Here is a 21,499-nt window from a genome sequence, read left to right as displayed (position 1 = left end):
TTCTCCGTCCAGAGGTAAGCCCAAAAATTAAATCACAATAACTAAATTAAATCAATTTAATTTGGTTCCAGAAGAAAGCGGCCCGCCGACTCGTCCACGCCTTCAGGGGCAGCTCGACGCGCGAGAGTCCGCTGTGGTCACAAGCCGCGGATCACGCCCAAGGTGGGAGCTTCCGCTTTGCCTTGGTAAGCCCGACGTTTACGAGGTCACGTCCTAGGCGAGAGCGGCTTCGACCGTTCGGCTCGGCGTCAGGCCAAGAGCAAGTCAGGAACTGGTCCAAGCGTTGCGGATTAGCTCTGTCGCCCGGACTGAGTGCCCCTATCGAGACGGTTATGGCGAGCGAGCGCAATACATTCCTCGGCGTCGCGGCGTGCGACCTTGCTCTGCCTGTTCCGCTGACTCTTGGCGAAGCCGACATTGTCATCTTCGGAGCTGCGGATGCCACGCCGCATTTGAAGGGCAGGACGAGCCATGCCGCGAACGGCCCAGCGGCCATTCGCAATGCGTTGCGCGTTTACCAGACCGACCTTGCCAGGTGGGATTTCGACCAGGCGGAATCCTGCTCGACCCGGAGCAAATCCGGGTCGTTGATGGCGGCGATCTTGCCACGTCACCCGATGCCCCCGAGCAAAACCGGAATGCAATCAGGACGGCCACCAAAAAGATCCTGAGGTCCGGCGCGGTACCCATGCTGCTGGGCGGAGATGATTCAGTGCCCATACCGTTCTTCGGGGCGTTCGAAGACATGGGCAAGCTGACCATCCTGCAGATCGACGCGCATCTGGATTGGAAGGACCGGCGCGACGGCTCAGCACATACTTTTTCCAGTACGATGCGGCGCGCCAGCGAGTTGCCTTGGGTCGAACGCATTGTGCAGGTTGGTTTACGGGGTATCGGCGGCTCGGGCTCGCAGGAGCTCAGTTGCGCGCGGAATTGGGGCTCCAGGATTTTTACAGCACGAGAGGTCAAAAGCCGGGGCGTTCATGTCGTCCTGAGTGCCATCGAGGAAAACGCGAATTGCCTGATCACGATCGACTGCGACGGCCTGGATCCGTCCGTCATTCCGGGTGTGCTTCTGCCGCAGCCTGGCGGCCTGTCCTATTTCGACGTCATAGACCTGATCGCGGGCGTCGCCTCGAAGGCCAGAATTGTCGGTCTCGATCTGGTCGAATTGGTGCCGGAGCGTGATCTGCAGAATATTGGGGCGATCTGCGCAGCGCGGATCATCTGCAACGCCATTGGATGTGTCGCCAAGCAGAAGCGCTAGCCGACCGGCATGTTTCCGAGCGCCTTCCGGATCATCTCGGCGAGCTGGTTGCGGCGGTAGGGTTTTGTCAGGAGCATGACGCCGTCGTCGAGCTTGCCATGGTGGACGATGGCGTTGTCGGTGTAGCCGGAGGTGTAGAGCACCTTCACGCCGGGGCGGATCGTCGCCACCTTGTCCGCGAGCGCGCGCCCGCTCATGCCGCCGGGGATGACGACGTCGGTGAACAGCAGGTCGAACGGCTGGCCGGCCTGGATCAATTCCAGCGCGGCCTTGCTGTCGGGCGCGGCGACGGTCCGGTAGCCGAGGCTCTGGAGCTGCACGGTGACGAAGTTGCGCACCAGCGGATCATCCTCGACCACGAAAATGGTCTCGGCGCCGCCTTCCGCCTGCGGAGTCGTGGTGGGGGCAACCTCGGCCATGCCTTCGCCCGGCGGCAGATAGAGCTTGATCGTGGTGCCGTGGCCTTCCTCGCTGTAGATCTTGATGTGGCCGCCGGACTGCTTGACGAAGCCGTAGACCATGGAGAGGCCGAGGCCGCTTCCCTTGCCGACCTCCTTGGTGGTGAAGAACGGCTCGAACGCCTGCTGCTGCACCTCGGCCGGCATGCCGGTGCCGGTGTCGCTGACGGCGAGCATCACGTAAGGGCCGGGCCGCACGTCGGGATTGTTTTGCGCATAGGCCTGGTCGAGCACGACGCGGTGGGCCTCGAGTAGCAGCTTGCCGCCGTTCGGCATGGCGTCGCGGGCGTTGATTGCCATGTTGAGCAGAGCATTGGTGAGGCGGGACGGATCGATGTGCGCGGTCATCTGCCCCTGTTCGAGCACGGTCTCGATCTCGATCTGCTCGCCGAGAGTGGGGCGCAGCAGTTTCGCGATATCCGCGACCGCGCCGTTGATCTCGACGTTGCGCGGCTGCAGCGGCTGCCTGCGCGCAAAGGCGAGCAGATGCTGGATCAGCTCGGCGCAGCGTTCGGCGGCCTCGTCGATCAGGCGCGCCACGCGCTGGAGCTCGGGCTGCTGCTTCAGGCTTGCCACCAGCGTCTCGGTATTGCCGGAGATCACGGTCAGCATGTTGTTGAAGTCGTGCGCGACGCCGCCGGTGAGCTTGCCGATCGCATCCAGCTTCTGTGACTGGTACAATTGCCGCTCGGTCTCGCGCGACGTGGTCGCGTCGTGATAAACCAGCACCGCGCCGGAGACGTTGCCTTGCCCGTCCAGCATCGGCCGGCCGCTGATCATGAGATGGCGGGAAGGATTGCCGCTGTGCGGGCGGACGATCATCTCCATATTCTCGAACGGCTCGCCGCGCAGCACGCGTGCCGACGGCAGCTCGTCGGGCTTGAGCGGGGTGACGCCGTCGCCGTGAAACACGCTGGACAGCGCGCGCAGATTGCGCAGGTTCATGCCGGTCCGGTGCAGCAGCATGCGCTCCGCGGCGGGATTGGACAGAAGGACATTGCCTTCGGCATCGATGACCAGCACCGCCTCCGCCATGCTGTGAAACGTGCTCTGGAGTACGTTGACCGACAAGCGCAGCTCGTCATGCGCGGTGACCAGATGCTCGGTGCGCTCGGCCACTGCGGCCTCGAGCTGCTGCTTGGCGGCCGTAGTCTCCAATAGCGTGCTCTTGAGTGCGCCCTCGGTGCGCCGGCTCTCACGCATCATCATCACGACCAGCAGCAGGATCACCAGCGCGCCGGCGACGTCGATGCCGAGCAGCACGATGCCGGTGCGGCGCGAATCCTGGGAGCGCGCCGCGAGCAGTCGTTCTTCCTCTGCGCTCAAATGATCGAAATTGCCCATCACCGTGTCCATGAGGCCACGGCCCTCGCCCTTGCCCTGGACCGCGGCAATCCCGGCCTGATCGTTTCCGGCGCGCAGGCGCATCACTTCGGCGGCGATCTCAATCCGGCGCAGCGCCAGCGGCTCGGTGCCCTCGAGCAGCGCGACATGTTCGGGAGTGTCGCGCACGCTGCGCTTGAGATCGGCGAGTGCCGGTGCGATCCGGGCGTGCACCGCCTGGAATTCTTCGCTGAAGCTCGAGTTGCGATAGATCTCGTAGCCGCGTGCGGCGCTCTCGGCACTGCGCATCAGCACGCGCAGGTCGGAGATCTTCTTCAGCACCTCGACTGTATGATTGACCCAGGCCGCATCGGACCGTGACTTGACGTCGAGGCCGATCGAGGCTGCGGTGATGATCAGGAGGATGGCAAGTCCAGCACCGAGAATGACGCGCTGCGTTGGGATCAAGGGGCTTCTTTCTTGTCCTTCGGCTGTGAGCCATCGCCCGGCTCGGCGATGCATTCCCGGATCGTGGTCAGCAGCGCGTCCGGCGTGAACGGCTTGCGCAGGCAGCGGGTCGCGCCGAGCTCCAGCGCCATCCGGAGGAAGTCGGGAGAGGGCGAGGCGGACGACGCGAAGGCGTAGCCGGACATCGCGATCAGCGGAACCGCCGGCGCGCGCTCGTGAAAGATGCGAATGGACTCGAAGCCGCGCATGTGCGGCATGAAGATGTCGACCAGCATCACGTCGAAATTCTGAGTTTCGAGCGCAGCCAAACCCGTTTCTCCGCCGTCAGTCAACGTGACGTCGAAGCCCTGACGTTGGAGGAGGACCTCGATGGTCGCGCCGACCATCGGATCGTCATCAACCACGAGAATGCGCGGCATGACACTTCCCAGTCATCGAAGTCCCCACAGCCAAGTTGATACAGGTGAATCGCGCGTCGGGTCAATTTGGGATTGGATAAGGGTGGATATGCACGGTGCGGTGAATAGAGGTCCACTCGCATCGATTGTGCGCGGCATCGCCGATGACGAATACGAGGCGAGCGACACAGGTGACGTGCCTGAATGAAAAAAGCGCCGCATCGCTGCGACGCCTTCTTCTTCAAGTGCTGCAGGTCGTGTTACGGGCAGGGATGACGCTGGCCGTCATAGCCGAGATAGGTGCCCGACGCCGGATCGTAGGACTTGTAGCGCTGCGCGCAGTAGCCCGCGGAATCGCCACCGCTATCGGGCACGACTGCCACTGACGGTTCGTCATAGTAGCTGTCGCCATAGTAGTAGGGATCGTCATAATACCCGCCGCCGTAATAGGCGTAGGAGCCGAGTCCGCCGATCGCAGCACCCGTTGCGAAGCCGGGCCAGAAGCCGCCGCCGTGACGGTGATGCCAGTGACGACCACTCCAATTGCCGCTACCGCCCTGCCAGTTGCCCGCAGTCGCGACGCTGCGTGTCCCGCTGTAGGACGGCGAGAAGGCCTGTCGGCTAGCCATGCCGCCTACGAAGCTGCCACCGCCGGGACGTACCGCTGCGCCGGCGGCGAAATTGCCACCGCCGCCGCCGATCCGCGCGCCGCCGAAATTGCCGCCGCCCATGCGGGCGCCGCCACCACCAAAGTGAGCCCCGCCACCACCGAAGTGAGCGCCGCCGCCGCCGAAGTGGGCACCGCCACCTCCGCCGCCGCCGCCAAAGTGTGCTCCGCCTCCAACCGCTGCGGCCCGACTTTGGGCAAAGCTCGGCGTCGCCAACGGGAGAACCAGCGCCACTGCCGCAGCCGCGCTCAAGACTTTCAGACTTTTCATGATCAAAACTCCTTTTCCCGGAAGCAAACCCCATGAAAGGGCCGGAGTTCCTGGGATCACGGGGGTTTGCGTGCGACGAAAAGTTTTCATGGCGACGCTGTATCCGGCATGAACGGATCGCGTCCGATTTGCGGCAGCGTTCCGTGCCGGTAGACCGCATCTACAGCGGGGCACCGCCGCCCGCGCCGAACTGGACATTTCGCCGTCCGGATGGCATCAGGACCCGACGAAGCAGGGCCCTTGCCGCATGAAACAGTTCTTCCTCAAGTTTTTCACCTGGTGGAATGGCCAGACGTTTGGCACCCAACTCTGGACCAAGCGCTACGGCGAGCTGGTCGGCCAGGACGAGCAGGGCAACCTCTATTATCGCACCCGTGGCGGGGTGATCGACCCGACGCTCGGCTTCGAGCGGCGCTGGGTGGTCTATAACGGCTATGCCGAGGCCAGCCGTATCCCGCCGTCCTGGCACGGCTGGATGCATCACACCGTCGACGTGCCGCCGACACAGGACAATTACCAGCCGCGCGAGTGGGAAAAGCCGCACCAGCCCAACCTCACCGGCACGGCGAACGCCTATCGTCCCTCGGGCTCGACGCTCGCCAGCGGCAAGCGGCCGAAGGCGACCGGCGACTATCAGCCCTGGACGCCCAGCTAGGCGTCTGATCCCGGTCTCAATTCTTGTCGTGGAAGTGGATGCGCCCGCATCCGCCTCGCTTTGCTGTGGACAACGGGAACAGCGGGGATGAGTCCCGCGCGCTGATTGCAGCCACGCGAGCGATGCGGCTCAATGATCGCATCTTACGGAGATGGGAGACCATCGCGTTCGGTTCGGGCAACAGTTCGCGACTGTCCCGAAATGCAGCGGCCGCCGACCAGGACTCGATCGGGAGATAGGCCCCCGGTCTGGAAGCTCCGAAATCGCCCGATGAAATGTGCAGCCGCCGTAAGACAGGAAAGGCCGCTCGGGAAACCGGGCGGCCTTTTTCTGTTGGGGCTTGTGGATGTCTCGTGCCCCGGACGCAGCGCAGCGCTTCTCCAGCGATGCGCTGCAGAGCCGGGGCCCATGCATCAGCACCCGCGTGGCTTCCTGGGTCCCGGCTCTGCGGAGCGTCACTGCGTGCCGCGCCGCGTCCGGGACACGCGAGCAACTACATCACCCGTTCCGCCGCCCGTTGGACGGCTTCGAGACGGCGGACCTGGTTCGGCGCGATCCGTTGCTTGACCTGCTCCAGCACGTCGGCTGACGCAGTATCCGGCGAACCGGAATTGAACGGAGGCGCCGGATTGTATTCGATCCCGAGTTGGATCGCTTCCGCCGTCGTGCGGTCGACCAGGATCGACACCAGCGTCAGCGCGAAATCGATTCCGGCGGTGACACCGCCGCCCGTAACGCGATTGCGGTCGATGCAGACGCGCGTCTTGGTCGGCGTCGCGCCGAACTGGCCCAGCATCTCCATCGCGCTCCAATGCGTGGCGGCGCGGTAGCCCTTCAGGAGGCCGGCAGCGCCGAGCGCCAGCGATCCCGTGCAGACTGAGGTGACATACTTGGCGCCTTCGGCCTGCCTGCGCAGGAAATTGAGCACCTCCTCGTCATTGAGCAGATCGTCGGTGCCGCGGCCGCCGGGCACGCAGATCACATCGAGCTGCGGGCAACCGGCGAACGTCATGGTCGGTGTCAGCGTCAGCACGGTATCGCTCGGCACCGGCTCGATCCGTTTCCAGATCAGATGCAGCTTCGCGCCCGGCAGAGACGAGAACACCTGCAACGGGCCGGTGAAGTCGAGCTGGGTGACGCGCGGAAACACCAAGAGACCGATCTGGAGCGGGGACGACATGCGAGCCTCCAATTATGAGCTTGACGGAAGCAGCCTCTCATGATGCCCTTCCATCCAAAATGGCGTATTTCCCTCGCTTTCGGACATGACCATGATCGGCATCCTGATCTTCCCGGACTTCCAGTTGCTCGATGCGGCCGGCCCGATCTCGGTGTTCGAGATCGCGGCGCGCTGCACGGGCAAGACGACGACCGGAATCCGGGTGCTGGCGGTGAACGCGGGGCCCGTGCGCAGCTCGTCCGGCGTGGAGATGATGGCGCGCGATTTCAAGTCGGCGAATGCGATCACGACGCTGGTCGTGGCGGGAGGCGCGGGGGTGACGGATGCCGCGCGCTGCGAGGTCACGCGTGCCTTCGTGCAGCGGCTGGCGCGGCGCGGCGTGCGGGTCGCCAGCGTCTGCTCGGGCGCCTATGTGCTGGCCGAAGCGGGTCTGCTCGACGGCCGTCGCGCCACCACGCATTGGGGACGCACGCGGGATTTCGTCGCGCGCTATCCCAAGGTGAAGTTCGAGCCGGACCAGATTTTCACGCGCGATGGCAATGTGTGGACGTCGGCAGGCATCACCGCCGGCATCGACCTCGCACTCGCGATGGTGACCGAGGACGATGGCGAAGAGATCGCGCAACAGGTCGCGCGGCAGCTCGTGCTCTACCACCGCCGCAGCGGCGGCCAGTCGCAGTTCTCGTCACTTCTGGAACTGAAGACGCCGAACGGCCGCTTCGGTGCGCTGCTGTCCTGGGCGCGCGAGAACCTCGACGCCCGCTTGACGGTGGAAGATCTCGCCGACCGCGCCGGCATGAGCGCGCGGCATTTTGCCCGCGCCTTTGCCGCCGAGACCGGCACGACGCCCTCGAAGGCCATCGAGCGCTTGCGCATCGAGGTCGCGCGCGAGCGCGTGCAGTCCTCGCGCGAGGCGATCGAGCTCGTCGCGGAGGCGACCGGCTTCCGCGATCCCGAGCGCATGCGTCGTGCCTTTATCCGCGCCTTCGGTCAGCCGCCGCAAGCGCTGCGGCGCGCGGCAAGGGCCGGGTAGGGAGAATTGATCGAGTTGGAGAGCCCGCTCTAGCGGGTGAGCAGACTTGCATATTGCGCGGCATTCCGCCTTTTGGCCCGGAACGGACCTCGTCAAGCGAATGCACCCGTTGTAGACGATGTCTACAACACGTACCGTCGCCGATACCGATGCAAGGAACTCCAATGACTGATCGAGAAAAGATTCTGATTGCCCTTCGCGAAAAGCCCCTGAAGACTTTCGAAGTCATGAAGCGCGTGAACATCAAGAACCAGGACGACTGTCAATCGCTCCTGTTGAAGATGCGTGACGAAGGCGCCGTGAAGTTCGACATTCACAAGGGACATTGGCGTCCTGCGTGACGACATTCGCCTGGTCACCAGCGGTTCGCGACGGCAGAGCGGGCATGACTTGCGTGTTGGCAAGACTTGCGTGTTGATTCAGCCCGATGCGGCCTTGCCGCCGGTTGCCGCGGCGCCCGAGGCCTGTGCGCGCGCCGTCAAGCGCCGCGCGATCGGCATCAGCATGTAGGGCGCCAGGTGAATGGGAAACTGCGTCATCGCGAAATAGAGCCAGGTGGTGGGCGGCAGCGCGCCGGCGGTCGCGGCGAGCATCAGGCCCAGATTGCGCTGTGACACCATCAGCCCGAGCGCCAGCGCGCGCTCGTAGCCGATGCGGCGGAACAGCAGCGTGGTGACGGCGAGCAGCGTGAAATAAATCGCGAAGGCGAGCGCGGCGAAGCCGATGGTGGAGACCGGCCGGGCGACGAGATCGCTCGCGACGTCGCCCATGATCGCGGTCGCGAAGACCAGCAGGATGACGATGTTGAAGCCGTCGATCGGCTGCCTGTGACGCTGGATCGCGGCCGCGCCGAAGACCTGCCGGATCACGGTCGCCGCGAGCAGCGATGCTGCGAGGATGCCGAGCAGCTTCAAGCCCAGCGCAGGCGGCGAGATGCTGAGCATGCCGTCGAGGAACAGGCTTGCGAACAGCGATGCCGTGAACGGCACCAGCGCGGTCGCGCTCACCAGCGTGACCAGCACCAGCGTGGCGTCGAGGCCCATCAGCGCGGCCAGCGCCGGCGCGGCCATCATCGGCGAGGCCATGCTCTGCAGCATCAATGCCAGGGCAAGGTCGGGCGCGCGCGCCGTGAGCCCGGTGACATGGACGATCAATCCGACGATCACAGGCACGCCGATCATGGTCCAGGCGCTCGCGGTCGCGACCAGCGCCGGCCGACGCAGATGACTGTAGAGTGCGGCGAGATCGACCCGCATGAAGGAGATGCAGAGCAGAACGAAGATCGCCTCGGTGACGAAGGGGCGCAGCAACGCCCCGAGCGGCGGCACCGCGAGCGCAATGAACACGACGGCCGCCACCGCGCGGGTGCCCTGGCCGCCAAGCCATGTCAGCCCGCGCAGGGGGAGGGCGAATATGCTTTGAAGAACGGGCGGCATGGGAGCGGCGTCTCAGCCCAATCCTTTCAGCCACGTGCCGATCTCGCTCACGGCGACATTGGCCTCTCGCAGCAATTTTCCCATGGTGAAGAAGCCGTGGAACTGGCCGGGATAATACTTGGTAGCCACGGGCACGCCCGCTTGCCTCAGCCGCTCGGCATATTCGTTGCCTTCGTCGCGCAGGGGATCGGCACCGGCGGTGAGCACATAGGCCGGCGGCAGGCCGGCCAGGTTCGTCGCCCGTGCCGGCGAGGCGCGCCAGTCGTGGATATCGGCGGCGCCGTTGAGATAATGGTCGCGGAACCAGCGGATCACCGAATGCGTCAGCAGCACGCTGGTCTCGGGCTCGCTGTGGGAGCCGTGCGTCATCGCGAAATCGGTCGCCGGGTAGATCAGCAACTGGCCCGCGATGGCGGGACCGTTGCCATCGCGCGCGGCGAGCGCGACGACTGCGGCGAGATTGCCGCCGGCGCTGTCGCCACCGATCGAAAGCCGGGAGGCGTCGATGCCGAGTTCGCGCGCGTTGGCGGCGACCCATTTGGTCGCGGCGATCGCGTCATCGATGGCGGCGGGAAATTTGTGCTCGGGCGCGAGGCGGTAGTCCACCGAGATCACGATCAGCGCGCCGGCGTCGGCGAGCTGGCGGCAGACGACGTCATGGGAGTCGAGATCGCCGATCACCCAGCCGCCGCCGTGGAAGAACACCAGCGCTGGGGACAAGCCATCATGCCGGCGCGGCTCTTTCGGAACATAGAGGCGTGCGGGAATGGCGCCGTGCGGTGCCGGGATCGACAGCGGCGTGATGCGTGCGAGGTCCGGTGGCTCGGGATTGGTCGCAAAGCGCGCCTGCGCGTAATAGGCCCGCGCTTCCGGCGCGGTCAGGCTCTCGTAGGCGGGCCGGCCGGCCTCCTGGAAGGCCTTGTAGACGGCGGCGGCATCGGGATCGAGCACAACGGGCATGGGAAGCGACCTTGCGGGTTTCTGATTGTTCGTTGGACGTCGTTTTCGGGGGCGATGCCCGCCTGACCCCTGGGAGGAGTGCTCGACTATCCCATCCGGGGGCCGATCTGGCCAGACCGGGCCGGCAAGGGCAGGGGTGCCGCCCTTCCCCCGCCGTATTCGCCGTGTTAACCGGATGGCCTGCGAGCGGCGGTATCCCCTGTAGAATGTCCAGCAAGCCCGATTCGCTGTTGAAGCCGCGCGAGATGTTTCGAACATTTACTCTGACAGGTCTTGCGGCGCTTCTGGCCGCCACCGCACTGACGGCTGCGACGCCGGCGCAGGCGCAGATCGGCACGATCTTCTCCGATCCGCCGCCGCTGCGGCCGCCCGGTAACATTCCGCGTGGCCAGCCCCAGCCGCAGCCGCAGATTCCCGATGACGACGAAGAGGTGCCGGAGCTGCCGCCGCAGGGCCGTGTGCTGCCATCGCGTCCGATGGCGCCGCCGCCGGGTCGGCAGGGCAATGTGATGCCGGGGCCTGTCGAGACCCAGCCTCTGGCGCCGCCGCCCGGTTCTAGCGCCGCTCCGCCAAACCAGCCGCCGCCCGTCGCGGTCGCTCCGACCAATCCGCAAGGCGCCCCGGGTGCGCCCGGTCAACGCCAGCCCCAGCAGAAGGGCGGGCCGGGCGGCGCCGTCCCGCAGACGCCGGCGAGCCTTCAGCCGGGCGACGAGGTCGTCACCGAGCCGCCGGCCCAGAAGATCGTGAACAAGAAAGCGACCTTCTCCGGCCTCGACAAGATCACCGGGCGCATCATCAATTTCGACGAGGAGATTGGCGAGACGGTGCAGTTCGGTGCGCTGCGCGTCAAAACCGACGCCTGCTACACGCGGCCGGCGACCGAGGCCGCCAACACCGACGCCTTCGTCGAGGTTGACGAGATCACCTTGCAGGGTGAGGTGAAGCGCATCTTTTCGGGCTGGATGTACGCGGCAAGTCCGGGCCTGCACGGCGTCGAGCACCCGATCTACGATATCTGGCTCACCGACTGCAAAGAGCCGCAGCAAACGATTGCGACCGCGGCACCGGATCCCGGCACCAAGCCGGCAGCACCGCCGCCGCCCGCGCAGAAGAAGGCCGCGCCCAAGCAGGTGCAGCAGCGTCCGCCGCAGCAATTGCCGCCGATCCAGCAGCAGCAGCCGGCACCGCCGCCGCCGCCACCTCCGCCGCCCGAGCAGCGGCCGGGTCTGTTCGGTATCCCCGGGTTTGGCCGCTAGGCCAATCGCCCCGGGTTTGGCAGGCAATTGCTGATTATTGCCGCGCGGCGATGATCTCGAGCGCGCGTGCACCCGGGATCGCTTCACCGGCGGAGAGCCTCAGGAAATCGCCGGGCTCGCCCGCGAGCGCCTTGTCGAGCAGCGCGGTGTAGCGCCGCCGCGAAATCTCGGCCGCGCCGAAACTCTTCAGGTGCTCGGTGACGTACTGGGTGTCGAGCAGCTCGAAGCCGCCATGGATGAGCCGCGCGACCAGATGCACCAGCGCGACCTTGGAGGCATCGCGCGCGGTGTGGAACATGCTCTCGCCGAAAAAAGCCCGGCCCAGGCTGACGCCGTAGAGCCCGCCGACGAGGTCTTCGCCCTGCCAGGCCTCGACGCTGTGGCAATGGCCGAGCTCGTACAGCCCGCCATAGAGGTCGCGGATGCGCTTGTTGATCCAGGTGTCCTCCCGCCCGGCCTGCGGCGCGGCGCAGCCGGCGATCGTGGCCTTGAAGGCGGTATTGACGGTCACACGAAATGAATCCGAACGCAGGGTGCGCGCGAGCCGCGAGGCCACGCGAAATCCGTCGAGTGGGATGACGCCGCGCAACTCGGGCTCGACCCAGAACAGGGTCGGATCATCGGCGCTTTCGGCCATCGGAAAGATGCCGCAGGCATAGGCGCGCAGCAGCACGGCTGGCGTGATTTCAGATGGGGCAGAGTCGCGCGAAGTCATGGCTCGCGACAATAGCAGGATCGCAATGCGGTTGCGATGGGCGGGAGCAGATCAGTTCGCTGCGGCAGCAGCCGGCTTGTCGGCGGCAGCCGGGACACGGCGGAACCTCAACATGATTCGGGTTCCGGAATGGGTGGGGTCGCGCTCGACCGAAGCGTCGAGCTTGGTGGCCATGGCAGCGACGATGCGCTGGCCCATGCCGGTGGAGCGCGGATCGGCCTTGACGTTGTCGCCGACGCCATCGTCGCTGATCGACAGCAGGAGATCGTCGCCCTGCGAGGTCAGCTCGACATGGATCGGGCCGGCGCCGTCAGGGTAGGCGTATTTCACCGCGTTCATCACCAGCTCGTTGACAATGATGCCGACGGCGACCGCACGGTCCGGATCGATCTCGATCGGTTCGGCCTTCAGCGTCAGGCGCGACATCCGGTTGCCCTCGGCCGACCGCCTGAGATCCTCGAGCAGCGAGTCCAGATATTGGTTCAGGACCACGCTCTTCAGGTCCTGCGAGGTGTAGAGGCGGCGGTGCACCTGCGCGACCGCGGCGACGCGGCCCATCGCATTGGTCAACGCAGCCTTGACCTCGTCCTGCGCGGCGGAGCTGGCCTGCAGGTGCAGCAGGGAGGCGATGATCTGCAGCGAGTTGCCGACGCGGTGGTTGACCTCGCGCAGCAGCAGTTCGCGTTCGGCTGCAAGAGCAGCGTAGCGGTCGCGCGAGGCATGGATCTCGGCTTCGGCTTCCTCGCGCGCCTTCTGCAATTCGGCCTGGCGCAGCGCGCCCTCGGCCGCGACGTGAAGCAGGGGGATGAAGTCGCCCTTGACGTCCTTGACGAGATAATCGGCCGCGCCCGCCTTCAGCGCCGTCACCGCAATGCTGGAATCCTGCGACGCCGTGACGAACACCACCGGCGGCGCGCCTGGGATCGCCATGATCTGCTCCAGCGTCTCCAGTCCGTCGAGGCCTGGCATGTACTGATCGAGCGCCACGACGTCGATGCCGCCGTCAATGCTGTCCTGCGCACCCGCGCGGCGGATGAGCTCGAGGCCTTCCTCGCCGCTCGCGGCGTGAACGACCTTGAAGCCGCGCCGTGTCAGGCCGCGATCGACCAGGCGCGCAAGCGCCCCGTCGTCGTCGATGTAGAGCAATGTGGGCATGCGCTGGTTCATGAGGCGGCGGGCGGGACCTGGATGACCGAGAAGAACAAGCCGAGCTGCCGGATGGCATTGGCGAAATTCTCGTAGTTCACGGGCTTGGTGATGTAGACGTTGCAGCCGAGCTCGTAGCAGCGTTTGATTTCCTGGGAATCGTCGGTGGTGGTCAGCACCACCACGGGCGAGGCCTTCAGATATTTGTTCTCCTTGATCTGCTTCAGAATGTCGATCCCGGTCATGTCGGGGAGGTTGAGATCGAGCAGGATCAGGAGCGCATTGCCCTTCTGCACGAGCCCGCTGCCATCGGGGCCGAACAGATGTTTCATCGCGTCCGTGCCGTTGGCAAAGGAGATGATCTCGTTGTTGACGCCGGACCTACGGATGTTCCGCTCGATCAGCCGCGCGTGTCCTTCGTCGTCCTCGATCATGATGATGCTGACGGGTTGGGTCATTGATCCGCGTTCCGGTTGCTGGCGTTCCAGGTGATGGGCAGCGTGATGGTGAAGGTACTGCCCGTATTCAGTTCCGATGATACCGACATGGTGCCGCCGAGGCGACGCACAAGTGCACGCACATGCGCAAGACCGATGCCCTGACCGGGCTTGTCCTGGGTTCCGGCGCGGCGAAACAGGTCGAAGATCCGCTGGTGGTCCTTGGGGTCGATGCCGCGGCCGTTATCGCTGATCTCGAAGATAGCGTAGCCGAGCTTGGTGCGCCCGCGAATTCTGATCTCGCCGGCGACGCCGGGCTTGAGATATTTGATGGCGTTGTCGATCAGATTGGAGAAGATCTGCTCCAGCGCCAGGCGGTCGCTGACGAGATCCGGCAGCGGCGCGACATGGATGTCCGCCTGCGCCTCGGCGGCCTGATGCGCCAGCGTCGACACGATGGCTTCGATCAGCTCGCGCGTGTCGATCTTCTGCGGCTGGAACTCGCGCCGACCCTCGCGGGTGAGATTGAGGATCGCCGAGATCAGGCGGTCCATCTTGGCGATCGACGACTTGATGAAGCCCAGCGCTTCGGAAAAATCCTCTGACAGCTGCTTGTCCGGACCTTCGAGTGCGATCTCGCCGTCCGGCAACGGCGGCCCGTCGGCCGGGACATGGGTGAGGCTGCCGATACGGCGGAAAATGTCGCCGCCGAGCTCTTCGAGCTCGCTGGTAAAGCCCATGATGTTGACGAGTGGCGAGCGCAGATCGTGGCTGACGATATAGGCAAAGCGCTGGATCTCGTTGTTGGCTTCGCGCAGATCGCCCGTGCGTTCGTCGACCACGGCCTCCAGATTGACATTGGCATCGCGCAGGCGTCCCTCGGCATCGTCGCGGGCAAGGGCCGAGCGCCGCACCAGCCAGATCGAGATCAGGGCCAGCAGCACGACGAGGCCGGAGCCGATGCCGGTCATCGACGCGGCCAGGGTCTGGCTGTGGTCCGAATTGACCGTTCGGAGCCGGAACAGCCGTTCTTCTTCCTGGATCATCCCGGTCGCGACATTGGCGATCGCGGCCGTGGTGTCCGTGGAGGCGATCTCGCGGACCAGTGCTGCGGCCTTCTCCGGCTCGCCCTTCCGGATGAAATCCATCTCCTGCACGAACTGGCCGAGCCTGGTCTCGATCGCCGCGCTCAGCTTCTCGATGCTTTGGCGTTGCTCCGGATTGTCGCCGATCAGGCGCGTGAGCCTGTCGAGAGCCGGGATGATCGCTGCCACGGCCTTGTCATGGTCGACCTTGAAATCCTCGCCTTGTGTCAGAAGGTAGCCCCGGGCGGTGCTCTCGGCGCGGCGGATTTCCAGCAGGAGCGCGTTGATCTGGTTCTCCGCCTCGATGGTGTGAATCACCCATTTGCTGTCGTCTCTCGCCTTGTTGACGAGGTAGACGGAGCCGGCGCTGATCACGGTCAGCACCAGCAGTCCCGCTGCGAACAGCAGGATCTGCCAGAATGTACGCCGTCGCTGCGCGTCAGCGATCACGACGGTCTCGCTCGATCAGGATTGCGGACTTCAAAACGCCCCCTCGGAACTGTCCCCATCGTGCCAAACGCGATTGGGGCCAAAGGGTTCCATAGGCAGGGACGGCTACTTCGGGGCGGGTTCCGCCTTGCCGGCAAGATATTGTTCCAGCCAGTGGATGTGATAGTCGCCGTTGATGATGTCGTCTTCGCGCACCAGAGCGCGGAACAGCGGCAGGGTGGTCTCAATGCCCTCGACCACCATCTCGTCCAGCGCCCGGCGCAGCCGCATCAGGCACTCGCCGCGGGTCTTGCCGTGCACGATCAGCTTGCCGACCAGCGAGTCGTAATAAGGCGGGATCGTGTAGCCCTGATAGACCGCGGAATCGATCCGCACACCGAGCCCGCCGGGCGGGTGATATTGCGTGATGCGGCCGGGCGAAGGACGAAAGGTCTCCGGATTCTCGGCGTTGATGCGGCACTCGATCGCGTGGCCGATGACCTGGACCTCTTCCTGCTTCGCCGGCAGGTCGCCGCCGGCGGCGATGCGGATTTGCTCCAGCACGAGGTCGATGTCGGTGATGCTCTCGGTGACGGGATGCTCGACCTGGATGCGCGTGTTCATCTCGATGAAGTAGAACTCGCCGTCCTCGAACAGGAATTCAATCGTGCCGACGCCGAGATATTTCATCTCGCGCATCGCCTTGGCGCAGGTCTCGCCGATCTTGGCGCGTGCAGCCGCGGTCAGCACGGGCGAGGGGCCTTCCTCCCAGACCTTCTGGTGGCGTCGCTGCAGCGAGCAGTCGCGTTCGCCAAGGTGGATCGCGCCGCCGCGGCCGTCGCCGAGGATCTGAATCTCGATGTGACGCGGCTTCTGCAGATATTTCTCGAGGTAGACAGAGGCATCGCCGAAGGCGGATTTGGCCTCGTTGGCCGCCGTCGACAGCGCGACCTGAAGATCGGCCTCGCTCTCGGCCACCTTCATGCCGCGACCGCCGCCGCCTGCCGCGGCCTTGACCAGCACGGGGAAGCCGATCTTCCTGGCGATCGCCATCGCGTCGTCGTTGGGGCCGACCCCTCCGTCGGAGCCGGGCACCACGGGAATGCCGAGCTTCTTGGCCGTCCTCTTGGCCTCGATCTTGTCGCCCATCAGGCGGATGTGCTCGGCCTTCGGGCCGATGAAATGCAGATTATGCTCGGCGAGGATTTCGGCGAAGCGCGCGTTCTCCGACAGGAAGCCGTAGCCGGGATGCACGGCATCGGCACCGGTGATCTCGCAGGCCGCGAGCAGCGCGGGGACGTTGAGATAGCTGTCCTTGGACGCCGGCGGTCCGATGCACACGCTCTCGTCCGACAGGCGCACATGCATGGCATCGGCGTCGGCGGTGGAGTGCACGGCGACGGTCGCAATCCCGAGCTCCTTGCAGGCCCTGAGGATGCGAAGGGCGATCTCGCCGCGATTGGCTATGAGGATCTTGTCGAACATGGTGTCCTTATTGGACTGACGCGCGGAAAGCGGCGAGGGCGATGAGGTCGCCCTCGACCGTCACTCAATAATCACGAGCGGCTCGCCGTACTCGACCGGCTGACCGTCCTCGATCACGATCTGCGTCACCGTGCCGGCGCGCGGCGAGGGGATCTGGTTCATGGTCTTCATGGCTTCGATGATCAATAGCGTCTGGCCGACCGAGACCTTGCTGCCGACCTCGATGAACGGCTTGGCGCCGGGCTCCGGCGCCCAATAGGCGGTGCCGACCATCGGCGAGGTCACGGCGCCGGGATGCTTCGACAGGTCGGCAGCGGCAGGCGCGGCGGCAGCTGCGGCCGCCGGGAGGGCAGCGGGAGCGGCCGCCATCTGCATCGGCATGGTCGCGGCGACGCTGATGTTGCGGGCGACGCGCAGGCGCAGGCCGGCACGCTCGATCTCGATTTCGGTGAGGCTGGTCTCATCGAGCAGCAAGGCGAGCTCGCGGACGAGGGCGGAATCCTCGCTGGAAAACTTTGCGGCTGCTTTGTCGTCTGGCTGGCGCGCCATGTTGTTTGATCCGAATGTTCTGTGTGAAGGGGGAGCGTCAGGCTTTGGGCTTGATGCCGAGCTTGGCGGCAAGGCCCTGAATGGCAAGGCGGTAGCCCTCGATGCCGAAACCGCAGAGCGAGGCGAAGGCCGCGCGCGCGGTGTAGGAGTGATGACGGAAATTCTCGCGGGCGTGAATGTTGGTGACGTGCACTTCGACCGTCGGGATCTGCACCGCGAGGAGCGCGTCGTGCAGCGCGATCGATGTGTGCGAATAGCCGCCGGCATTGATGATGATGCCCTTCATCTTGCGGGCGTGTGCCTCGTGGATGAAGTCGATCAGCTCGCCTTCGCGGTTGGATTGCCGGCAGTCGGCCTTGAGGCCGAACGTGGCCGCCGTCTCCCGGCACAGCGCCTCAACGTCGGCCAGCGACGCATGCCCGTACTTCTCGGGCTCGCGCGTCCCCAACATGTTGAGGTTCGGCCCGTTCAGGACAAGGATCGTGTCGGTTGCTGGTTCGGCCATTCCAATCCCGCAAGAGGTGCTTCGGCGTGGCGGGGGTTATAGGTAACAAAGCGCGTGAGGGGAAGCCTTGAAGGACCTCCGAGGTGGCTTCAGATGCCTCATCCGGGGTGCAAAAATCTGTGCGCAAGCTACGGAAATTGCTTGTTAACCAGTCCGAAGCATGGCTGCCGGCCGAACGGCAAAGGGGCGGGCATTGCTGCCCGCCCCCGATGGTTGCCGGGTATCGTCTTACGTGTTCAGGACAGCCACGATCTCATAGGTGTCCGGATTGACGATCACGATCTCGTCCTTGACCAGGACGTAGCGATAGGTCCGCCATTCCGGATAGATCGTCACGACACGGGACGGCAGGGTGTGCAGCTCGACGCCCTCGCGCGGAATGCGAGTGCCGACCGAGATCGAGAAGTTCACGTTCGTCACCGGACGCACATGCTCCTCGCGGATCACCGAGGTGATCTGCGTGCGTTGCTCGGTCGAGAGCTTGGCGCCCGCGCCGGCCTGACCGACCGTCGTGTTGGTGCTGCTCTGACCCTGCGCATTCTGGTTGGTGCTGGTGCCGGTCTGGCCCTGAGCGTTCTGGTTGGTGCGCGTCTCGGTACCCTTCTGGTTCTCGGCATTGTTGGTGCTGCTGGTGCCGCTCTTGGCGCCCTCAGCCTTCATGTCCTTCTGGTCCTTGGCGCCGGTCTTGCTCGAGTCCTTGCTCGTGTCCTGACTCATGCTCTTGGACTTGTCCTGCTGACCCTGCGCGCGTTCGTCGGTGCGCTGGCCCTTGGTAGCGCCGGACTTGTCCTCAGCCGCGTTCTTGTTCATCTCGCGGCCGGAGTGCTCGTCCTTGGTCGCGCCGGAGGATTTGTCCTCGGCGGACGTGCCGGATTTCATGCTGCTGGAGCCACCAGCCTGGCCGACGGTGCCCTTCTCATGGGCGGATTCCTTACCCATCGAGCCGCCGCGTTCGGCGGCGCCGCCGGAAGGCTGCGAATGCTGCATCTGCGCACCACCGGCGCCGCCACCGCTGTCGCGGTTCATGGTGCCCTGTGCGTTCGCCAGACCGGTGCCCGCGACGAGCGCGAGTGTGGCAACCGAGATCATAAAGCGGTTAGACATGGAATTCTCCTCACGTGTTCAATTGCGTCATTGCCCGCGCCGACAACGAAAGGAGATTTGAGTTGTTCCGGAACTTCGGTGGTTCCGGGGCTTTTGTTTGTTGAATGCCAGATGAATGCGCGCGCCAGATTTCGGCGCAATGAAAAGGCCGGCGTTTCAGCCGGCCTTTTGCATGCGTGAGTTGTAGAGCAGATCGCTTATCAGCAAGTCGCCTTGTCAGCAGGTCGCCTTGTTAACAAGTCGGCTAATTAGCAAGTCGCTTTGCCGCAGCGGGCCACAGCGATCTTTTCCTTCAGGCTTTCGACACCGACGGCGCCGACAACGATCTGCTTGCCGATGACATAGCTCGGCGTGCCGTTCATCCCCATCGCTTCGGCGAGTTTGAAGTTCTCCTCGATGGTGGTGCGTACCTCGGCGCTGCCGATGTCCTTCTCGATCTTCGCGACGTCGAGGCCGGCTTCCTTGGCCGCCTGAAGTGCGCGCGCCTTGTCGGCCGCCCCACGACCGCCGAGCAGCTTCTGGTGGAAATCGAGATACTTCTTGCCGGAGGGATCTTGCATGCGCACCGCGACGGCGACCTGGGCTGCTTCGACCGAGCCCTGGCTCAGCACCGGAAACTCCTTCAGCACCACCTTCAGCTTCGGATCGGCCTTCATGAGGTCGAGCATGTCGCCCATCGCGCGCTTGCAGTAGCCGCAATTGTAGTCGAAGAACTCGACGAAGGTGACGTCGCCGTCCTTGTTGCCGAGCACGACCTGGCGCGGCGAATTGAAGATCGCATCGGAATTCTGGGCGACGCTGGCTTCGTGCTTCTGCGTCTCAGCCGCGGCCTGGCGCTTGGTGAGCTCGGTCATCGCTTCCTCGAGCACCTCGGGATGGGTGACGAGATAGTTCTTGACGATCGCCTCGATATCCGTGCGCTGGGCATCGGAGAAGCTGTCGGCCGACGCGGGCACGGCTGCGCCGAACATGGCGAGCGCAAACAGCGCGGGAGCAAGCAGGCGCAGCGAAGGCATAGGCAAATCCTCTTATCCAAAGCAGGTTTCGGAAAACGTCCCGGCGGACTTAAGCTCGGTGTCGTGACGTCGTTTCGTAAGGCGTCGTGGCGTAAGGCGTCGTTCTGGTCAGTTGCGCGGCGGTTTCGACGCCACGATGTCGTCGGCCTTGACCCATCCGGGTGTGCCGACGGCGAAACGGGTTTTCGCGCGCGTCGCAAGCTCGCGGGCGGTCTTGTTGTCGCCGCGCAGATAAGCGGCCTGCGCCGACGCCAGATCGGCCTCGGCATAGTCGCCCTTCCGGCCATAGGCCATCGCGAGCTGCATGTAGCCGAGCACGGCCTCCGGTTCCCGTGCCACCGCGGCCCGGAGAATCCGAACGGCGTCATCGGTGTAGGCCTTATTATCGGACCCAACCAGAGCCTGCCCAAGTAACATCTCGATGAGGGGCGCGTTGTTCGAAAGTGCGACAGCCTTGCGCAGGGCCGGAATCGCCTCGGCCGGCTTGCCGCCCTCCAGCAGGGCCTGGCCGCGCACCTCGTAAAAATACGCATTGTTGGGCTGGACCTGGATCAGCGCGTCAATCTGGGTGAGCGCGCTGCGCAAATCCCCATGCAAATAGGTGCTGATGGCGCGGGCGTAGCGCGCCGGCAGGCTGTCGTTGGTCAGGGGATAGCGGCGGTACACCGTCTCCGGCCGTTCCATGAAGGCGGAGATCTTGGCGCGCACCATGTCGTGGCGCAGCTGAAGCGCGGGATCGTCCTTCTTGTCCCAATAGGGGCTGGCGCTGGCGAACTCCTGCAGTGAAGCGACGCGCTCGGCGGGCATCGGGTGCGACTGGAGATAGGGATCGGCGCCCCGTGCTGCGAACAGGCTCTCGCTGGTGAAGCGCTTGAAGGTCTCGTACATGCCCTTCGGCGACTGCTGGGTCGCCGTCAGGAATTTCACGCCGGCGCGATCGGCGTTCTCCTCCTGCTGCCGCTGGTAGGACAGCAACGTACGGCGGATCATCTCCTGCGGGCCGGCGAGGGCGGCGGCTCCCGCATTGGCAAGGCCATTGTTGCCGGCGCTGCCGCTGCCGCGGGTGCTGCCCACGGCCATCGCGCCGGCGCCGAGCAGCATGGCGATGATCATCTGGGTCTGGGCATTGGCGAGCTGCTCGCGCAGCTTGGACAGATGGCCGCCGGCCAGATGCCCGGTCTCGTGCGCGAGCACGCCGATGATCTGGTTCGGCGTCTCCGACTGGAGGATCGCGCCGTAATTGACGAAGATGCGGCGGCCGTCGGCGACGAACGCGTTGAACGAGCCCTCGTTGACGATCACCATCTGGATGTTCTGCTTCTCCAGACCGGCGACGCGCAGGATCGGGCGGGTGTATTCGCGCAGCAGCTGCTCGGTCTCGGTGTCGCGCAGGACCGGCGGCCCCTTGGCCTGCGCATGCGCGGCCGAGAACGGCGTCAGCGCGATCGCAGCCGCCGCGAGGAGGGAGATGAGGGCGGTGGCCTTCTTGCGCAATGCGATCTGGAACAACATCAAGCGGTCTGGGTCAAAGGATCTTGTCAGCAGGCTGGTCAAGCATTCTTGGTCGAGCAGTTCAGTGATTGGTTTTGGCGATTGGCGGCGGACCGGATACGCGATATGCCCTTTTGAGCCGTTCCCCTTATGAGCCGTACAATG

General features: G+C 64.9%; 22 protein-coding genes. 6 read left to right on the top strand and 16 right to left on the bottom strand.

The window, feature by feature from the left end; all coding sequences use genetic code 11:
- Positions 1-332: 332 nt before the first annotated feature.
- Together AC0L30_RS19175 and AC0L30_RS19170 are read left to right on the top strand one after the other, a co-directional pair.
- Positions 333-671, top strand: coding sequence for a hypothetical protein (locus AC0L30_RS19175; protein ID WP_473404980.1), 339 nt, complete (start codon positions 333-335; stop codon positions 669-671).
- On the top strand, positions 557-1,267 hold the full coding sequence (locus AC0L30_RS19170; protein WP_473404978.1) for an arginase family protein: 711 nt from the start codon (positions 557-559) through the stop codon (positions 1,265-1,267). Before AC0L30_RS19175 ends, AC0L30_RS19170 begins: the two co-directional genes overlap by 115 nt.
- On the opposite strand, the gene AC0L30_RS19165 is transcribed toward AC0L30_RS19170, so the two are convergent.
- The 3 genes from AC0L30_RS19165 to AC0L30_RS19155 all read right to left on the bottom strand — a co-directional run bounded on the left by AC0L30_RS19165 (position 1,264) and on the right by AC0L30_RS19155 (position 4,852).
- Positions 1,264-3,516 (bottom strand): CHASE3 domain-containing protein, encoded by a 2,253-nt coding sequence (locus tag AC0L30_RS19165; protein WP_473365773.1) that lies wholly within the window; start codon positions 3,514-3,516, stop codon positions 1,264-1,266. The genes AC0L30_RS19170 and AC0L30_RS19165 overlap by 4 nt on opposite strands.
- Complete coding sequence (locus AC0L30_RS19160; protein ID WP_007591637.1) at positions 3,513-3,935, bottom strand: response regulator; 423 nt, start codon at positions 3,933-3,935, stop codon at positions 3,513-3,515. Before AC0L30_RS19160 ends, AC0L30_RS19165 begins: the two co-directional genes overlap by 4 nt.
- Positions 3,936-4,174: 239 nt before the next feature.
- Positions 4,175-4,852: a BA14K family protein gene (locus AC0L30_RS19155; protein WP_219682588.1), complete on the bottom strand. Its 678-nt coding sequence runs from the start codon at positions 4,850-4,852 to the stop codon at positions 4,175-4,177.
- 247 nt (positions 4,853-5,099) lie between these two features.
- Between AC0L30_RS19155 and AC0L30_RS19150 the strand changes: the two genes are divergently transcribed.
- On the top strand, positions 5,100-5,507 hold the full coding sequence (locus AC0L30_RS19150; protein ID WP_007591635.1) for an NADH:ubiquinone oxidoreductase subunit NDUFA12: 408 nt from the start codon (positions 5,100-5,102) through the stop codon (positions 5,505-5,507).
- Positions 5,508-6,000: 493 nt separating this feature from the next.
- Here AC0L30_RS19150 and AC0L30_RS19145 read toward each other — a convergent pair whose 3' ends face one another.
- Positions 6,001-6,687: a DJ-1/PfpI family protein gene (locus AC0L30_RS19145; RefSeq protein ID WP_219682589.1), complete on the bottom strand. Its 687-nt coding sequence runs from the start codon at positions 6,685-6,687 to the stop codon at positions 6,001-6,003.
- A gap of 91 nt (positions 6,688-6,778) precedes the next feature.
- Here AC0L30_RS19145 and AC0L30_RS19140 point away from each other — a divergent pair, with 91 nt between their 5' ends.
- Both AC0L30_RS19140 and AC0L30_RS19135 read left to right on the top strand, forming a co-directional pair.
- The gene (locus tag AC0L30_RS19140) at positions 6,779-7,720 is read left to right on the top strand and encodes a GlxA family transcriptional regulator (protein ID WP_473404969.1); all 942 of its coding nucleotides are present in this window, start codon (positions 6,779-6,781) and stop codon (positions 7,718-7,720) included.
- Positions 7,721-7,884: 164 nt separating this feature from the next.
- Positions 7,885-8,061 carry a hypothetical protein gene (locus AC0L30_RS19135; RefSeq protein ID WP_007591624.1) on the top strand — a complete coding sequence of 59 codons (177 nt, stop codon included), beginning with the start codon at positions 7,885-7,887 and terminating at the stop codon, positions 8,059-8,061.
- A gap of 78 nt (positions 8,062-8,139) precedes the next feature.
- On the opposite strand, the gene AC0L30_RS19130 is transcribed toward AC0L30_RS19135, so the two are convergent.
- Together AC0L30_RS19130 and AC0L30_RS19125 are read right to left on the bottom strand one after the other, a co-directional pair.
- On the bottom strand, positions 8,140-9,156 hold the full coding sequence (locus tag AC0L30_RS19130; protein WP_219682591.1) for a bile acid:sodium symporter family protein: 1,017 nt from the start codon (positions 9,154-9,156) through the stop codon (positions 8,140-8,142).
- A gap of 12 nt (positions 9,157-9,168) precedes the next feature.
- Positions 9,169-10,116 carry an alpha/beta hydrolase gene (locus tag AC0L30_RS19125; RefSeq protein WP_219682592.1) on the bottom strand — a complete coding sequence of 316 codons (948 nt, stop codon included), beginning with the start codon at positions 10,114-10,116 and terminating at the stop codon, positions 9,169-9,171.
- 206 nt (positions 10,117-10,322) lie between these two features.
- Here AC0L30_RS19125 and AC0L30_RS19120 point away from each other — a divergent pair, with 206 nt between their 5' ends.
- A complete protein-coding gene (locus tag AC0L30_RS19120; protein WP_473365771.1) occupies positions 10,323-11,372 on the top strand; it encodes a DUF2155 domain-containing protein in 1,050 nt (349 codons plus the stop codon).
- A gap of 34 nt (positions 11,373-11,406) precedes the next feature.
- Here AC0L30_RS19120 and aat read toward each other — a convergent pair whose 3' ends face one another.
- From aat to AC0L30_RS19070, 10 genes are all read right to left on the bottom strand, one after another.
- Entirely contained in the window at positions 11,407-12,087 is a 681-nt protein-coding gene (aat, locus tag AC0L30_RS19115) for a leucyl/phenylalanyl-tRNA--protein transferase (protein ID WP_473404968.1), read from the bottom strand.
- 51 nt (positions 12,088-12,138) lie between these two features.
- On the bottom strand, positions 12,139-13,254 hold the full coding sequence (locus AC0L30_RS19110; protein ID WP_007591619.1) for a sensor histidine kinase: 1,116 nt from the start codon (positions 13,252-13,254) through the stop codon (positions 12,139-12,141).
- Positions 13,251-13,691 (bottom strand): response regulator, encoded by a 441-nt coding sequence (locus AC0L30_RS19105; RefSeq protein WP_007591617.1) that lies wholly within the window; start codon positions 13,689-13,691, stop codon positions 13,251-13,253. Before AC0L30_RS19105 ends, AC0L30_RS19110 begins: the two co-directional genes overlap by 4 nt.
- A complete protein-coding gene (locus AC0L30_RS19100; RefSeq protein ID WP_007591615.1) occupies positions 13,688-15,205 on the bottom strand; it encodes a sensor histidine kinase in 1,518 nt (505 codons plus the stop codon). The genes AC0L30_RS19105 and AC0L30_RS19100 overlap by 4 nt, the downstream gene beginning before the upstream one ends.
- A 105-nt stretch (positions 15,206-15,310) precedes the next feature.
- On the bottom strand, positions 15,311-16,669 hold the full coding sequence (gene accC, locus AC0L30_RS19095) for an acetyl-CoA carboxylase biotin carboxylase subunit (protein ID WP_007591613.1): 1,359 nt from the start codon (positions 16,667-16,669) through the stop codon (positions 15,311-15,313).
- 60 nt (positions 16,670-16,729) lie between these two features.
- Positions 16,730-17,218, bottom strand: a complete 489-nt coding sequence (gene accB, locus AC0L30_RS19090) for an acetyl-CoA carboxylase biotin carboxyl carrier protein (protein WP_007591611.1) — start codon at positions 17,216-17,218, stop codon at positions 16,730-16,732.
- A gap of 37 nt (positions 17,219-17,255) precedes the next feature.
- The gene (gene aroQ, locus AC0L30_RS19085) at positions 17,256-17,723 is read right to left on the bottom strand and encodes a type II 3-dehydroquinate dehydratase (protein ID WP_007591609.1); all 468 of its coding nucleotides are present in this window, start codon (positions 17,721-17,723) and stop codon (positions 17,256-17,258) included.
- A 228-nt stretch (positions 17,724-17,951) separates the two neighbouring features.
- The gene (locus AC0L30_RS19080) at positions 17,952-18,827 is read right to left on the bottom strand and encodes a DUF1236 domain-containing protein (protein WP_007591608.1); all 876 of its coding nucleotides are present in this window, start codon (positions 18,825-18,827) and stop codon (positions 17,952-17,954) included.
- 248 nt (positions 18,828-19,075) lie between these two features.
- On the bottom strand, positions 19,076-19,843 hold the full coding sequence (locus AC0L30_RS19075; protein ID WP_007591607.1) for a DsbA family protein: 768 nt from the start codon (positions 19,841-19,843) through the stop codon (positions 19,076-19,078).
- A gap of 108 nt (positions 19,844-19,951) precedes the next feature.
- Positions 19,952-21,355 carry a M48 family metalloprotease gene (locus tag AC0L30_RS19070; RefSeq protein ID WP_007591606.1) on the bottom strand — a complete coding sequence of 468 codons (1,404 nt, stop codon included), beginning with the start codon at positions 21,353-21,355 and terminating at the stop codon, positions 19,952-19,954.
- Positions 21,356-21,499 lie beyond the last annotated feature (144 nt).

It is taken from the genome of Bradyrhizobium sp. MI1.11 (genome assembly GCF_055811255.1).
This window is presented reverse-complemented; position numbering and strand designations above follow the sequence as displayed.